At 48.0% G+C, this 16062-nt stretch carries 12 protein-coding genes; 9 read left to right on the forward strand and 3 right to left on the reverse strand.

From position 1 onward, the window contains the following. Positions 1 to 8 precede the first annotated feature (8 nt). Positions 9 to 629, forward strand: coding sequence for a LysE family translocator (locus tag BCT27_RS13995; RefSeq protein ID WP_198597569.1), 621 nt, complete (start codon positions 9 to 11; stop codon positions 627 to 629). Positions 630 to 728: 99 nt separating this feature from the next. On the opposite strand, the gene BCT27_RS14000 is transcribed toward BCT27_RS13995, so the two are convergent. Beyond that, positions 729 to 1829 carry a response regulator gene (locus tag BCT27_RS14000; RefSeq protein WP_102319158.1) on the reverse strand — a complete coding sequence of 367 codons (1101 nt, stop codon included), beginning with the start codon at positions 1827 to 1829 and terminating at the stop codon, positions 729 to 731. Positions 1830 to 1937: 108 nt separating this feature from the next. On the opposite strand from BCT27_RS14000, the gene BCT27_RS14005 reads away from it, so the two are divergent. Further along, on the forward strand, positions 1938 to 5033 hold the full coding sequence (locus BCT27_RS14005; RefSeq protein ID WP_102396051.1) for a response regulator: 3096 nt from the start codon (positions 1938 to 1940) through the stop codon (positions 5031 to 5033). 154 nt (positions 5034 to 5187) lie between these two features. Here BCT27_RS14005 and pta read toward each other — a convergent pair whose 3' ends face one another. Beyond that, positions 5188 to 7335, reverse strand: a complete 2148-nt coding sequence (gene pta / locus BCT27_RS14010) for a phosphate acetyltransferase (RefSeq protein WP_102389762.1) — start codon at positions 7333 to 7335, stop codon at positions 5188 to 5190. Positions 7336 to 7508: 173 nt separating this feature from the next. Beyond that, entirely contained in the window at positions 7509 to 8705 is a 1197-nt protein-coding gene (locus BCT27_RS14015) for an acetate kinase (protein WP_102259965.1), read from the reverse strand. Positions 8706 to 9151: 446 nt separating this feature from the next. On the opposite strand from BCT27_RS14015, the gene yfbV reads away from it, so the two are divergent. The 7 genes from yfbV (at position 9152) to BCT27_RS14050 (ending at position 15805) form a co-directional block, all read left to right on the forward strand. Further along, entirely contained in the window at positions 9152 to 9601 is a 450-nt protein-coding gene (gene yfbV / locus BCT27_RS14020) for a terminus macrodomain insulation protein YfbV (protein ID WP_017008013.1), read from the forward strand. Positions 9602 to 10033: 432 nt separating this feature from the next. Next, complete coding sequence (cspE, locus tag BCT27_RS14025; protein WP_017008012.1) at positions 10034 to 10246, forward strand: transcription antiterminator/RNA stability regulator CspE; 213 nt, start codon at positions 10034 to 10036, stop codon at positions 10244 to 10246. Positions 10247 to 10590: 344 nt separating this feature from the next. Beyond that, positions 10591 to 10800 carry a hypothetical protein gene (locus BCT27_RS25865; RefSeq protein WP_102319161.1) on the forward strand — a complete coding sequence of 70 codons (210 nt, stop codon included), beginning with the start codon at positions 10591 to 10593 and terminating at the stop codon, positions 10798 to 10800. 379 nt (positions 10801 to 11179) lie between these two features. Continuing rightward, complete coding sequence (locus BCT27_RS14035; protein WP_102396052.1) at positions 11180 to 12541, forward strand: DASH family cryptochrome; 1362 nt, start codon at positions 11180 to 11182, stop codon at positions 12539 to 12541. A 60-nt stretch (positions 12542 to 12601) separates the two neighbouring features. Then, positions 12602 to 14056, forward strand: coding sequence for a cryptochrome/deoxyribodipyrimidine photo-lyase family protein (locus tag BCT27_RS14040; RefSeq protein ID WP_102396053.1), 1455 nt, complete (start codon positions 12602 to 12604; stop codon positions 14054 to 14056). Between the two features lie 19 nt (positions 14057 to 14075). Continuing rightward, the gene (locus BCT27_RS14045; RefSeq protein WP_017017936.1) at positions 14076 to 14237 is read left to right on the forward strand and encodes a DUF2256 domain-containing protein; all 162 of its coding nucleotides are present in this window, start codon (positions 14076 to 14078) and stop codon (positions 14235 to 14237) included. Next, positions 14234 to 15805 carry a cryptochrome/photolyase family protein gene (locus tag BCT27_RS14050; protein ID WP_102396054.1) on the forward strand — a complete coding sequence of 524 codons (1572 nt, stop codon included), beginning with the start codon at positions 14234 to 14236 and terminating at the stop codon, positions 15803 to 15805. Before BCT27_RS14045 ends, BCT27_RS14050 begins: the two co-directional genes overlap by 4 nt. The last annotated feature ends 257 nt before the right edge of the window (positions 15806 to 16062 follow it).

Consider the following 16062-nt stretch of genomic DNA (forward strand, 5'->3'; position numbering starts at 1 on the left):
CATCTGCAATTGATATCGCGATGTTGGCGGTATTTATCCCCACTTTCTTTTTTGTATCCGTTACGCCGGGTATGTGTATGACCCTAGCAATGACGCTAGGCATGAGCATTGGCGTGCGTCGTAGCCTTCATATGATGTGGGGAGAGTTGATTGGCGTTGCGCTGGTTTCCATTTCTTCCGTGATTGGCGTGGCAGCCATCATGTTGAACTATCCAAGTTTGTTCAGCGTGCTGAAGTATGTGGGCGGGGCGTATTTGTTCTATCTTGGTCTTCAGATGTGGATGTCTCGCGGCAAAATGGCGATCCCGTCAGATTTGTCAGCAGGCACCGACACCTCACCGATGACGCTTGCAATGCAGGGCTTTGTGACTGCGATTGCGAACCCGAAAGGCTGGGCGTTTATGATTTCGCTGTTACCACCTTTCATCAATCCAACATTGGCGATGCCACCTCAACTGACCGTACTGATAGGCATCATCTTGATGACGGAATTTGGCTGTTTGCTGTTGTACGCAAGTGGTGGTCGCACGCTGCGTCACTTTCTGCAGAAAAGCGGTAATGTGCGTTTGATGAACCGAATTGCAGGCACCCTGATGATGGGTGTTGGGGTTTGGTTGGCGGTAGGTTAAACGTTTTTGATTACCGCACCTTCTGTTGGACGTTGCGAACACAGAAGGTGCGGTAATATCTTAAACGTGTTTAGAGCAAGTTGCTGGGTGCATCGGGGGTTAATCTTTGTAGGTCTCAGCGATTTTAATAAAGTCGTTTTTCATCTCAAACATCAAATCAACAAGCATGGGGTCAAAGTGCGATCCTTTGCCTTCTCGAATAATCTCAAACGCTTCATCATGTGACATAGCGGATTTGTAAACACGCTTACTCACGAGGGCGTCAAAAACATCGGCCACGGCCATTAAGCGCGCACTGAGCGGAATGTCTTCGCCAACCAACCCTTGCGGATACCCAGACCCATCCCACTTTTCATGGTGACCAAGGGCAATTTCTTTGGCGGCCTTCAAGAAGGGATATTCTGCGTCCACTTCTTTTTCTGCTTTCATGATGGCATCAAAACCCAGTTTTGCATGCGACTTCATGATCTCAAATTCCTCTGCGGTTAACTTGCCTGGTTTGAGCAAGATAGCATCAGGGATCCCCACTTTACCGATGTCGTGCAACGGCGCAGTCTTGAACACCATAGTGATGTATTCAGGGGTGACAATGTCGGTGAACTTTCCGCGTAGATAGAGCTGATCCGCAAGTATCTTCACGTAATACTGCGTTCGAACAATGTGGTTGCCGGTCTCTTGGTCACGCGTCTCAGCAAGGCTCGCAAGGGCGTTTATCGTGACATCTTGAATGACACTGAGCTCTTTAAGTCGGCGCTGAACTTCGGCTTCCAAGAATTCGTTTTGATTGTGAAGAAAATCTTGAGAGGCCTTGTTTTCAAGATGGATTTTGATGCGCGCCATCGTGATAGGCGGGCTCATCGGCTTCATGATGTAATCCGCAGCACCGACGGAGAAACCGTATTCTTGGTCTTCAGATTTCGATTTTGACGTCAGGAATATGACCGGAATATCGTGCGCAGATTTTTTGGCTTTTATCTGACGACAGACTTCGTAGCCATCCATGCCCGGCATGACAACGTCCAACAAAATCAGGTCAATGGAGAATTTTTCAACAATGGCGAGCGCCGTTTGTCCGTTGGTCGCTGCCTTAACTTCGTACTTGTCTCGCAACATCTCGCTGACAAAAACGAGGTTCTCCGGGGTGTCGTCGACAACCAGGACGGTAGCGCGTTTGTTTGTCTTGATTTCCGGTGACAGCATCAAAGGGATCCTGAATGACTTTCCACTTATACAATCCTAGGTCTACTCTTAATAATGTTCCAATTATGAGTCACATTATTTTAATTGAGACATAAACTTAGCGTAGAGATGGCGCTTATTTTTCTCGTTTATTTTCACCCACCATTGATGTCGCTGGAGGCCAGTACGTTGAATGTGAATGCGGTGCTCGAAGACCCAAAACGTGCGATGACAAAAATGAACAAGCATCTGAGTGGCTTGCGCGCGACCCTCTGGACATGGTCCGCGGCAGTGTTGATGTTATTGCATTCCACTGCGACATTGGCGAGGGAAGAAAGTGGCTATCTCTCTAGCACGTCACTACCGCCAACTACAGGGGGCGGTGTCTTGACGGCCGTTCCCCTTTTGGTCGGCGTGGTGTTAGTGCTGCTCGCGCTTTTGATATGGGGCGCGACGACGCTTCAGCAGACCAAGGACGCCTTAAAAGAGCAAAGACAAGCCTACCTCCAAAAACTTAATGAGCTTGATACTGCCAAGCGCTCTGCGCGATCGGCCTATCAAGCCAAGAAAGACTTCTTGTCCAACATGTCTCATGAGTTCAGAACGCCACTCAATGCGATTTTGGGGATGTCTCAACTGGCATTGGACAGCGGGCTAGAAGGCAAGCAAAAGCGCTACATAGAGCGGGTGATCTCGTCAGGGAATACGCTGCTGGATGCGTTAAATACCGTGCTAGCATTCACTAATGTGAAAGCAGGTAACCTCGAAATTGAATGGGTTGAATGCCACGTCGAAACCTTGCTTTCTCCCGTTGTAAAAAGCCTCGGTGAACAAGCCGCAGAAAAAAACCTCCAGTTCCATGTTCTGATGGATATGGCCATTCCCAAACTGATTGATGCTGACTCTGTTCGCATTACGCAAGTGTTGATGGCGCTTGGCAACAACGCGGTCAAATTCACCGACGTGGGTGAAGTGACGTTATCGATAGCCCTTGAATCTCGTCGTGAAGATGACGTGAACATCCGTTTCTCTGTGCATGACACAGGCTTAGGCATCCGCCGTAAAGACCTTGATGAACTGTTTCTGCCTTTCAACCAAGCCGACAACTCTACATCCCGTCGCTATGGTGGCAAAGGGCTTGGCTTAAGTTTGTCGCGAGAATTAGTCGCTTTGATGGGGGGAGAGCTAAACGCAGACAGCCGCTGGGGTGAGGGCAGTGTGTTTTCTTTTACTTTGCCTTGCCAGTCTGGTGTCAATGAAACATCGCGTCTTGGGGATACATGGTCAGGAAAATTATCAGCGAAAAGCGTGTTGCTTGTTTCTTCAAACATGTCTCAACTTTCCGCGACCAGCGATATTTTCATTTACGCCGGTGCAACGGTCAGCCAATGTCGCTCACTCGAAGAACTTCAAGAGAAAGAATCCAGTTTAACCAATGGCGCGTTCGACTATTTGGTCGCGGAGTGGGAGAGCTTGGAGCACGACATGTTGTCGTTTCTGACATCGACATTAACCCGCGGCGACAGAACGCCGTCCACCATCATTATTTCTGGACCGAATAACGGCTTTGATGTCGATGAAACACGTCCTCCATTTTCCTTTAAGTGGGTGCAAAAACCTGTGTTGCCATCAGCACTCATGGATGCCGTCAGCATGAGTGATGAAAAGGCCGCGGAAGTGTTGGAAAGAAGAGTGGAAAGTCCGTCGACTCACATGCGTGGAAACAGCGCTGCATCGGCGGAGCTTCGCTTTTTAGGGGGTGGATCTGCACCTAAAAAAGCACCAGAACCTGAACTTGAAGTCGAAGATGTTTTTGATAAAGAAGCGATGAAAGTGGACGGTAAAGTGGTTCTCCTGGTGGAAGACAACTTGGTCAATCAAGAAGTGGCGATTGGCGCGATGGAAGCATTGCCGCTTGAGGTGCTTGTTGCAAACAATGGCGGTGAAGCGGTGCAAATGCTCAAGGAGCATGCCGTTGATTTGGTGCTGATGGACATGCAGATGCCCGTCGTGGATGGTGTGACTGCCACCAAAATGATCCGTCAGGAACTTCAACTCATTGAGTTGCCCATCCTCGCCATGACAGCAAACACTGAATCCCATGATGTTGCGGCTTGTCGTGAGGCTGGCATGAACGGCCATATCGCCAAACCCATCGATTTCAATTTACTTAGAAACACCTTACTTGAATGGTTATTGAAACCTACGGATTCTCTCGGTAATACACGTGTTACTGAGAAACAGGACGTCGCACTGCCGCAAGAGATGCCTACAGCAGAAGAAACACCGTTAGTGGAAGAGACACTCAAAGCGGATGAGACACAGAAAGCGCAAGAGACGCCCCTAGTAGACGAAGCGCCGGATGAGAAAAGTGAACCGATTGTGGAAGCACCTTCGACGACGCCACCTATGCCACAGAGTACTGAAATAGACGCTGTGACTGACGTTGATACCGCAAATGTGACACCGATTGAGCCGGTATCGTCGTTGAGTCCTGACGCACTTGCGACAGAAGAAAACGACGCTGCGCAAACAAATACGACTGGGTCATCGGTTTCAATGATGACTGACGAGGAAAGAACCCGAAGGAGAGTGGGAATGGATTACGATGACACCATGTTCGACATGATGGTAGATAAGATCCCAGGTATCAATTTACGCGAAGGGGTTCAGCGCTTAGGCGGTAACAAAGCGAAATACCTCAAGATATTGTCTTTGTTTTTGACGTCTCAAGCGACGGCAATGGAGCAGCTTCTGACATCGGAAGATACCGCAGAAAAAGCCATCCTTGCTCACTCCTGCAAAGGGGCTGGAAGTAACATTGGTGCAACGGAAATCGCAGACTATGCCTGTGGTTTGGAAGACAAATACAATTCAGGCGAGACAGTGAACGAAAGCGATGTGTTAACGCTGAAGAGCATGATTGTCTCGGCAATAGATGTCTTTGATGACATCGTAAGCCAAACCGCCGTGGTTGAAGCGCCCGTTGTTGAAGAAGAAATTAAACCGCTAGATGGGTATTTAGTAGAGCAGCTCAACTCGCTTCAAGTCAGCCTTCAAGAGTTTGATATTGAGGTGCAGGACAAGATTGGTGTGCTGTCAAAAGCCTTGCCACAGTGGTGCCATCAAATGGAAGAGTTTAAGCGTCTGCAAGATGCCATCAATCAGTTTGATTTCATCACCGCGGAAGAACATTTGAAAGACCTGAAAAAGAAAACGGGCTAAATACCGAGTACTGATAAGCACCGACGTACTGCAAGTAGAACGCGGTAAACTGTTGGAAGCAGTAAGTACTTGGCAATAGTAGGCAATAGGCAAACAGTAGACACAAAAAAGCCGATGCATCTGCATCGGCTTTTTTTATCAATAAGCGCGAGGCTTATTTCGCTGCCGCTTCCGCGTCATCAGCTTGTTTCGCTTGAATCGCAGTCAGTGCAACGGTGTAAACGATATCGTCTACCAATGCGCCGCGAGACAGGTCGTTCACAGGCTTACGCATGCCCTGAAGCATTGGACCGATAGAAACCAAGTCAGCAGAACGTTGTACTGCTTTGTACGTGGTGTTACCGGTGTTCAGGTCAGGGAACACGAATACAGTCGCTTTACCCGCTACTGGCGAGTTAGGCGCTTTCGATGCTGCAACGTTTTCCATGATTGCTGCGTCGTACTGAAGCGGGCCGTCGATCATTAGATCTGGGCGTTTTGCTTGCGCAATTTTGGTCGCTTCACGTACTTTATCAACGTCTGCACCCTTACCAGATTCACCGGTAGAGTATGAGATCATTGCAACGCGTGGGTCGATACCAAATGCTGCTGCAGAATCCGCAGATTGAATTGCGATTTCAGCCAGTTGCTCAGCGGTTGGATCTGGGTTGATTGCACAGTCACCGTATACCAATACTTGATCAGGCAGAAGCATGAAGAAGATTGACGATACGATAGAGGCATCAGGGGCAGTTTTGATGATTTGGAACGGAGGAACGATGGTGTTTGCTGTGGTATGAACCGCACCAGAAACCAGACCGTCAACTTCGCCCGCTTCAAGCATCATCGTGCCAAGGAAGACTGAATCTTTCAGCTTCTCGCGAGCAACAACTTCGGTCATGCCTTTCGCGCCACGAAGCTCAACCAAGCGAGCTACGTAGTTTTCACGTACTTCATCAGAGTTGATGATAGTGACGCCAGCGCCTAACTCAACACCTTGTTGCGCAGCAACACGGCGGATTTCGTCAGGGTTACCCAAAAGCACACATTCAGCGATACGGCGTTCAGCACAGATAGCTGCTGCTTTCACTGTACGCGGTTCGTCGCCTTCAGGCAGTACGATGCGCTTCGCTGCTTTACGCGCGAATTCAGTGAGCTGATAACGGAATGCTGGTGGGCTCAAACGACGTGCACGAACAGAACCTTCAGACAGTGATTCAATCCAGTTGCCATCGATGTGGTTTGCAACGTGCTCGTTAACAAACTCAACACGCTCTTTGTCGTCCGCTGGTACTTCTAGGCTGAAGCTCTGAAGGTTCAGAGATGTCTGCCAAGTGTTACCTTTCGTGGTGAATACTGGTAGGCCAGATTCAAACGCACGTGCACACAGGCTTTGAAGTTCAGCTGGAATGTTGTAACCGCCAGTCAGAAGCAGGGCACCGATTTCCAGACCGTTCATTGCAGCAAGACATGCAGCAACGATAACGTCAGGACGGTCTGCTGAAGTCACCAGCAGTGAACCCGGACGGAAGTGCTCAACCATGTTCGGAATAGAACGTGCACAGAATGTGATGCTCTTAATACGACGTGTGTTGATTTCACCTTCGTTTACGATCTCTGCATTCAAGTGCGCAGCAAGATCGCTAGCACGTGTTGCAATCAGATCGATGCTCCAAGGCACACAACCAAGAACACGGATAGGGCTAGAGTTAAAGATCTCCATCACTTCCACGTTGGTTGGTTTCGCCACGTTAGACTCATCAAAGATGTCTGACAGGTCTGGACGAGTGCGGCCTTGGTCATCAACAGGTGCATTGTGCTTGTTGATGATCAAGCCAGAGATGTTCTTGTTCTTCGAACCACCGAAGTTAGATACAGCAACCTCAATGCGCTCACGAAGTTGCGCAGGGTTATCAGTACCTGGGGTCGCTACGAACACGATTTCCGCGTCCAGAGTTTTAGCGATCTCGTAGTTTACTTGGTTAGCAAACGGGTGGTTACGCGTTGGTACAAGACCTTCAATCAGCGCGACTTCTGCATCAGCAGTTGCTTCTTGGAAACGCGCGATGATTTCTTCCATCAACACGTCGTTTTGGTCTGTACGGATAAGCTCTTCAGCTTTTGCCATGCTAAGTGACGCTGCCACTTTCATGTTGCTGTTTGCTTCAATGATGGTCGACGTCAGGTCAGGCTGGTTGCCGCCATCACGAGGTTGCGCGATTGGTTTGAAAAACGAAACGCGAACGCCCTTGTGTTCCATCGCACGCAATACGCCTAGGCTGACACTTGTCAGGCCTACACCAGCGCCGATTGGAATGAGCATGATAGTACGGGACACGGTTAATTCCTCTTTACTACGTTAGACGCAAAGCCCGCATAGATGCAGGCTTTGTCAATAGATCCAGTGTGGCAGAGCTTAGTAAACTTGCTGAAGTTCCGCCAAAACTGAAACGACTGACCGTAGTGGTCAGCCGTAAAGTCACGCGTGGTGGGTAATTAAATACCAGCCAGACGTGCAGTATCTTGAGCGATAACCAGTTCTTCGTTGGTAGAGATAACCATCGCAGGAACACGGCTGTTATCAGAAGTGATAACGCCTTCGCCGCCGAAGCGTGCTTTCAGGTTGCGCTCTTGGTCAACTTCAACACCCAGAAGACCTAGACGGTTAAGCACTAGCTCACGGATTGGGCCAGAGTTCTCACCGATACCACCAGTGAACACGATCGCGTCCAGACGGCCGTCAAGACATGCAGTGTAACCAGCAACGTACTTAGCAAGACGGTGACAGAATACGTCCATCGCACGCGTTGCTTCTTCTTTAGTGCCGTAGTTGTCTTCAACGAAACGACAGTCAGACGTCACTTCAGTCAGACCAGCAAGGCCAGACTCTTTGGTTAGCATGTTGTTGATTTCTTCAACGCTGTAACCCAGTGCATCGTGTAGGTGGAAAATGATTGCTGGGTCTAGGTCGCCAGAACGGGTACCCATTACTAGACCTTCAAGCGGTGTCATACCCATTGAAGTGTCTACAGATTTACCGTTTTTGATTGCACATACAGATGCGCCGTTACCTAGGTGACAGTTGATGATGTTTAGTTCTTCAACTGGCTTACCAAGTTGTTCTGCAGCTTCTTGCGCGATGAAGAAGTGAGAAGTACCGTGCATACCGTAGCGACGGATACCGTTCTCTTTGTACAGCTTGTATGGCAGAGCGTATAGGTACGCTTCTTCTGGCATAGTTTGGTGGAACGCTGTATCAAATACTGCAACGTTTTGTAGTTCTGGGAATGCCGCTTTCGCTGCTTCAATACCCACTAGGTGTGCTGGGTTGTGAAGAGGTGCAAAGCTAGAAGCATCTTGGATGCCTTTAAGAACGTTTTCACAGATCAGTGCAGACTGAGTGAATTGCTCGCCGCCGTGAACGACACGGTGACCGATAGCGCCCAGGTTTTCTGCCAGCTCAGGTTTTGAAGCCAGGATGGTGTCAACGATGAAGCTTAGCGCTTCTTTGTGTGCAGCGCCGTTGCCCAATTGAGCTTCGTGCTTGCCGTCCAATTTCCACTTAATGCGTGCTTCTGGAAGTTGCAGACATTCTGCAAGACCAGTCAGGTGCTCATCACCTGTTTGAGCGTCAACGATAGCGAATTTCAGCGATGAGCTGCCGCAGTTAAGAACAAGAACCAGCTTAGACATTTGAGACTACCTATTCGTGTAAAGTAGAGTGTGTTGATTAACGGGAGAAGCGTAGTTAATAAAAATATTACTCACCTTCTCACTAAAGCGATGCTAAGAAACAAATTGTTATTGCTTCGTAATTAGCCAATTTTGTCGCGGAATAGATACTTCGCTCATCGGTCCCTGATCCACAACGCAAAACGCCAGACAGAATCACTGTCAGCACACCATCATTGGTGATTTGTTGCGCTGCCGTTCATCCATATGGCGTTTCTGTGGTTGCGAGATAGTCAAATCCGAGCAACAATTGATTTAAGTCGGCTAAGGATAGCGATACTTGCTCCAGATAACAAAAATTTTTGAGTCATTCTTGATTTGAATTAATTTTTATAAACTTTGTTTTAACATTTGCAGCAGGATTTTAGTCGACGGATCAATGAAATCGCTTGAGAGGTGTGCGCCGTATGAGCAGAAAAACAATCTGGGATAATTTTCGTGATGGACAAAAGTACATGACGGAATGGCCGATTCGAAAAGAACTCGCGCCGATGTTTCCCGAAAACCGAGTGATTAAAGCAACCAAGTTTGCTGTAAAAGTGATGCCTGCTGTCGCGGTGATCAGTGTCCTTATGCAAATGGCGTTTAATAACTACGCAGGATTGCCCCAAGCAATGATCATTGCGTTGTTTGCATTGAGCATGCCGTTGCAAGGTATGTGGTGGTTAGGTAAACGTCGTGACACGATACTTCCACCTGCTCTGGCGGGATGGTATCGCGAGCTTCATGAGAAAATTGTCAGCGAAGGTGGTGCTATTCAGCCCATCAAGAGTCGCCCTCGTTACAAAGAACTGGCCCAAACGCTCAATCGTGCGTTTAAGCAACTAGACAAATCATCTCTGGAACGTTGGTTCTAAATATATCTTGCTTTGAATGAAAAGCGCCTCAGAGTACTGGGGCGTTTTTGTGTCTGCGTACCTAAACAACCTGAATTCTGAATCTTCAGGTTGTTTGGGTATAAGAACGGTGCGGCATGAGTGCATGAAGGCTTTTGATTAGAAAGGGAGAGAGCATCTTCTGTCTCTCGATTCACAGGATTGAAATCTCTGAGGGTTAGAAAAAATAAATAATACCGCTTTACATTAGGCTGAATTAAGATAGTATTGTCCTCGCTCTGTCTTCCAGAGTTATTAATGAAAACATAAAGTAAAAGTTAATCCTCAGAATTTCTTCGTAATTGTTGTTATCCTCAGTTTTTCCCTTAGCTTCATAGTCACATTCAATAATTCAGCTTTCAGCGCTTCGCATTATCGCGAATTTTCATGAATTTTTTATATAAGGGACATTACATGTCTAACAAAACAACTGGTCTAGTAAAATGGTTTAACGAAGATAAAGGTTTTGGTTTTATTACCCAAGACAACGGCGGTGCTGACGTATTCGTTCATTTCCGTGCTATCGCTTCTGAAGGCTTCAAAACGCTTGCTGAAGGCCAGAAAGTATCTTTCGAAGTAGAGCAGGGCCAGAAGGGTCCTCAAGCATCTAATGTAGTTGCTATCTAACTTTGTAAGTGGACGCAAATAACGAAAGCGTTATTTGCGTCATTCTTTAATCACAACAAAAATCCTTTATACCGAATCTGCGAAAATAATAACACTTCCAACATCTGCTTTCTGCCCTCCGCTTTATGTATGTGTCGTTGCGTATCTTATTCACTTCGTTGTATCTATATTACTAGGCTACTTAGCTTTAAATATTAATGGCTTCTATTATCTTGGGTTTTCCTCATTGTGATTTCTTTATAACGACAATTAAGGGTATTTATGTCTCGTTCAACGGGTAGAAAAAGATTTTGGTTTCAACAATCTCGTCAAGAGAGTGACGTGCAGAAAATAAAGGTAAATAAATGATAGTTAATTTCAACATGCTAAAAGATAGCGTTTCTTGGAACGCATCAATTCACCAACTCAATAGCGATGTTTTGTTACGTCATGTTTTGGTGACAGGTAATGTGAGTGAAAGGGGTATTCACTTTTCATATTGTGAAAAAACCTGTAAAGGTAATATCACAAATAGTGAAGACCAAGTGATTGGCACCTTTACTACTTTTTTCTAGGTTTCAAATAGGTCAGTGCATTTATATCGCCAATCTGAACCAAACCCTAAATCTAGACCTAAATCAATGAAAATGAACAATAAATTGATGTTATTCCACTGGTTGCATCATTGAATTGTCTGAGAAGAATCGGCCTAATCTCCTCTAGAGTAACCCCTTAACGCGACTCGGACGGATACACTTATCTCAAATGATGTTGTTATCCCTATTCCTGTCCCTATTTCTGTCGATGTTCATATCAATGGCACTTCACTTGGTTTCAGTCGCTAAGATCATTCTATTCTAAAGAATATTCCCTTCAGATCGAACCAAATAAGCCCATGTACCGTAACGTTTTGTTGAGTATTAAATAATATCAACACAGCAAGGTAGCGTGGACATGAATAAAGCCGTGTACTGGTTCACCCACGACTTACGGTTGCAAGACAACCCGACGGTGAGTGAGCTGTTACGAAAGAACGATGAAGTCGCGTTCGTGTTTGTCATAGACCCCCGTTGGTTTGAACAGCGCAACCATCATCAGAAAATGATGGGATCGCATCGTTGGCGGTTTCTCTGTGAATCCCTGCTGGCATTAGACGAAACGCTTCGTCTTCACGGTCAACATTTGATTGTGCTTGAAGGCGATCCTGTTGAGCAGCTTAAAAGCGTGCTTATCGAACATCGCATCAACACGTTGGGCTGTGCCAAGCAAACAGGGTGGTTCGAGCGCACGCAATTGGCGCGTCTCGGTGTGGACATTCCTCGTTTGAACATCGTTTCGCAATGGAACAGCACGCTTTTTGACGAAGCCCAATTTTCGATAATGGGCGATGTCTTTTCTACATTCTCCCGTTTTAGAAAGCGCGTTGAAACTGCCAACTTTTTGCCCCTAGAACCCTGCAAAATATGGCTTGAAACGTTGCCGCCTCCTGCGCTAGAAAGCACGCAGTCACTTCATATTCAGCTCTCGCGCTATGGCGTTTTGGCTTCTTATATCTCCCTGCATGGGCATGAAAATGGCTACGCCCAAGATTTTCATGGCGGCGAACATGCTGCGCTTCAACACCTCAATGGGTACTTTTCCTCACGCGCACCACTCAGTTACAAGCAAACGCGAAATGCGTTAGACGATTGGGAGAGCTCCACCAAGTTCAGCCCATTTTTGGCGCTCGGCACTGTATCGCCACGTCAAGTTTGGCAGCAGCTCAGGCGCTATGAAGCGGAGTTCGGAAGCAACGAGTCAACGTATTGGATTGGTTTCGAATTGCTGTGGCGTGAGTATTTCCAATGGTTGTCGATCAAGCAAGGGGTGACGCTCTATGCCTTTAAAGGCAATGCCAGCACAGCGCCTTTGACCAGTCACTACGCTGAACGCCTGATGAAATGGACCAAAGGCGAAACGCCATTTCCATTGGTCAATGCGTGCATGAATCAGCTCAATGAAACAGGTTACTTGTCGAATCGCGGACGACAAATTGTCGCCAGTTGCTTGGTGAATGAACTGTCTGTCGATTGGCGATTTGGCGCCGCGTATTTTCAGCAGCAATTGATTGATTTTGATGTCGCATCAAACTGGGGCAATTGGCAGTACATCGCCGGTGTGGGCGCAGACCCTCGTGGTGGACGCCACTTTAATATCGACAAGCAAACCGAGATGTATGATCCCGATGGCGAATACATTCGCCGTTGGAACGGCCAACAGGGCGCACGCGCTTTAGATTCCGTCGATGCCGCGGATTGGCCGATTTATGATCTGTAAACATCACTTGGTCATATCAAAATGTTATTCAGCGAATGCCTCAACGAGTAAGGAGGTCACGTGGCGATTTCTGTTGTGTGGCTAAAGCGAGACCTACGATTGTCGGATCACGCGCCTTTGTTGTGCGCTGCGCAGTCTGGATTGCCCGTGCTGTTGGTGTATTGCTTTGAGCCCATGCTCCTTGACGACCCACATTATGATGAGCGTCATTGGCGTTTTGTTGGTGAATCCCTGAATGACATGAAAACGCGCTTACCCAAAGGAGCGCTGTTGGTTTCATCTCAATGCGCATTAGACACCCTGAAATCACTCCATCAAACCTTTGGTATCGCGCACCTGTTCTCCCATCAAGAAGTCGGCCTAAACAACACCTTTGAACGTGATAAAGCCGTTCAATTATGGTGTGACGAGAAAAGTGTGAATTGGGAAGAAACGCCCGTCGGCGCAGTTATTCGTGGTTTAACCCATCGAAAAACGTGGGACAAACATTGGCAGAAGGTGATGCGTGCCCCTCTGGCTGATTGCGACTTATCAACTATCTCTTGGGTGACAGCAAGCGCGGAGACACTGCCTAACCGCGTTGAACAATACCTTCAACCCACCGTTGAATCTGAGCACTTCCAACAAGGCGGAGAAACCGCAGCACGGCAAATCCTGAACGGCTTCTATGAAGACAGAGGGAAAGATTACGCCTATTCGTTATCCAGCCCGACATTGAGTCAAACCCACTGCTCTCGTGTGTCACCGTATTTAGCGTGGGGAAACGTGAGCCTTCGTCAGGTATACCAAACCGTACTGAAACACTGGAGCGTACCGGGGTGGCGACGTTCGTTGGTGGCGTTTAGCTCTCGCCTACATTGGCACTGCCATTTCATTCAAAAGTTCGAAAGTGAATCCAGCATGGAATTTCAGCCTGTAAACCGTGGTTATCTTGAATTGCCGCGAGTGACGGGAGAGGCTGCTCAGCAGAGATTGACCGCATGGAAAGAAGGGAAAACAGGGTTTCCCATGGTGGATGCCTCTATGCGTTGCTTGCAAGCAACGGGGTATTTAAATTTCCGCATGCGCGCCATGCTCGTGAGTTTTTTGTGTCATCACCTCGCGTTAGATTGGCGACATGGCGTGCAGCACCTTGCCCGTGTTTTCCTCGATTTTGAACCCGGCATTCATTACAGCCAATTTCAAATGCAGGCGGGCGTTACAGGGATTAACACCATTCGTATTTATAACCCTGTAAAGCAAGGCGAAGAGAAAGATCCTGATGGCGTGTTTGTCAAAACATGGCTTCCTGAATTGGCTGATGTGCCCGTCCCGCTCGTTCACGCGCCTTGGCGTTTGTCACCCATGGAGCAAATGCTTTATGCCGTGAACGTCGGCGACGATTACCCCGCGCCCATCGTCGATTTGAAGCAAAGCTATGCAGAAGCGCAAGCGTTGCTTTGGCGTTGGAGAAAATTGCCGGACGTACAACGTGAAGCGCATCGCTTACTCAAACGGCATGTGAGGCCAGATTGAATAAACAGGCTGACACTGAATGAAGAAACAAGACCTGCCGTCAAAAACGTGCGCGGTGTGCCAGCGTCCGTTTACGTGGCGCAAGAAGTGGGCGCGCGTGTGGGATGACGTGAAATATTGCTCGAAGCGCTGCGCAGGTCAAAGACGTGCAAAACCCGAATTTTTAGCGAGAACAGAATGACAATAAAAGCCTCTCGATTACGTTTACTCCTTGGTGATCAACTCAATGCCAGCCATTCGTGGTTTCGTGAACTCGATGACGATACCTTGTATGTGATTGCCGAGCTTCATCAAGAGGCCAGCTATGTGCCTCACCATGTCCAAAAGGTGTGTGCCTTTTTCGCTGCCATGTCTGCCTTTGCGCAGGCGTTGCAACAAGCCGGTCACAGAGTGTTGCACTTAACGTTGGACGACACGGAGCAGTTCCCAGATTTACCGGCCTTGCTTACGCACCTCATCGAGCAGCACGGCGTGAGTGCGTTCGAATACCAATTGCCCGATGAATATCGCCTGCGGGATCAACTGTCGGTGTTTGCTTCCACGTTATCTATCCTGTCCAATGCCGTTGAATCCGAGCACTTCTACCTCTCAGACCAAGAGATTCCTCGCGATTTCAAACAAGGTAAACGCCACCGTATGGAAGCCTTCTACCGCAAGATGCGAGTGCGTTTTGATGTGTTGATGGAGGGTGACAACCCCGAAGGTGGGCAATGGAATTACGATGCTGATAACCGCAACAAACTCAAAGCGAAAGACATTGACGATGTGCCTGAACCGCTTCTGTTCGGCAATGATGTCACTGACATTATTGCGCGCATTGAACGTCATGAGATTAAGGTGATTGGACAGTCCGAATCAAATCTGCTGTGGCCGATAACACGCACACAAGCGAACGAACTATTGGCCTTTTTCTGTCAGCATTGTTTACCCAATTTTGGACGCTTCCAAGACGCAATGACAGGGCAGACGGATGATGAAGGCAAGCGTAAACAATGGAGTTTGTATCACTCACGATTGTCCTTCGCCCTCAACAGCAAAATTCTCAGCCCTCAGCATGTGGTAGACATGGCGGTGTATCACTACCAAACGCGACCTGACGACATCAGTTTGGCGCAGGTCGAAGGTTTTGTGCGCCAAATCATCGGTTGGCGCGAATTCATTCGCGGGATCTACTGGGTGAACATGCCCGATTATGCCTCTCTCAATAGCTTGTCTGCGAAACGTGATTTACCGTCATGGTTCTGGACGGGCAACACCAAGATGGCGTGCATGAAGCATGCAATCGATCAGTCGTTGGATTATGCCTACGCCCATCACATTCAACGCTTAATGATCACGGGTAACTTTTGTCTGATTTCAGGCATTGCCCCTGAACAGGTTGATGAGTGGTATCTCGGTATATATATCGATGCAATCGAATGGGTGGAATTACCGAACACACGCGGCATGAGCCAGTTTGCCGATGGCGGCATTGTCGGCTCAAAAGCCTATGCGGCGAGCGGTAACTATGTGAAGAAAATGAGCGATTACTGCGGGAACTGCCACTATAAAGTCGCGAAAACCACGGAGGATGATGCCTGCCCGCTGAACTCACTGTATTGGCATTTCATGGATAAACACCAAGAAGATTTTGGCGGTAACCCCAGAACCAAAATGGTGTATGCGAATTGGAACAAGAAGACCGATGAGCAGCAAAAATTGGTGTTGGGTCGGGCGGAAAGGGTGTTGGAGGGGATTGAGGGGCTTTAAAGAGCAGGTTCGAGGAAGAGCAGGTACGAGATCCTAGGAAAAGCAAAGCAAAGCAAAAGCCATAGCCAGAGCGAAAACCAGAGCGACCCCTCCCTAACCCTCCCCTTGAAAAGTGGAGGGGATCAAGAGCAAAGCACGTGCACAGAACGCTACGCTTTTGCTCTGTTCCTTCAACTTTCTAAGTGAGGGATGAAGAGCAAGAGCCCATATTTCCGTGGACTTAGGCTCTTGATTTTTCTCCTCCAACTTTCCAAGGG

This window comes from Enterovibrio norvegicus (assembly GCF_002876705.1).
GTDB lineage: Bacteria > Pseudomonadota > Gammaproteobacteria > Enterobacterales > Vibrionaceae > Enterovibrio > Enterovibrio norvegicus_B.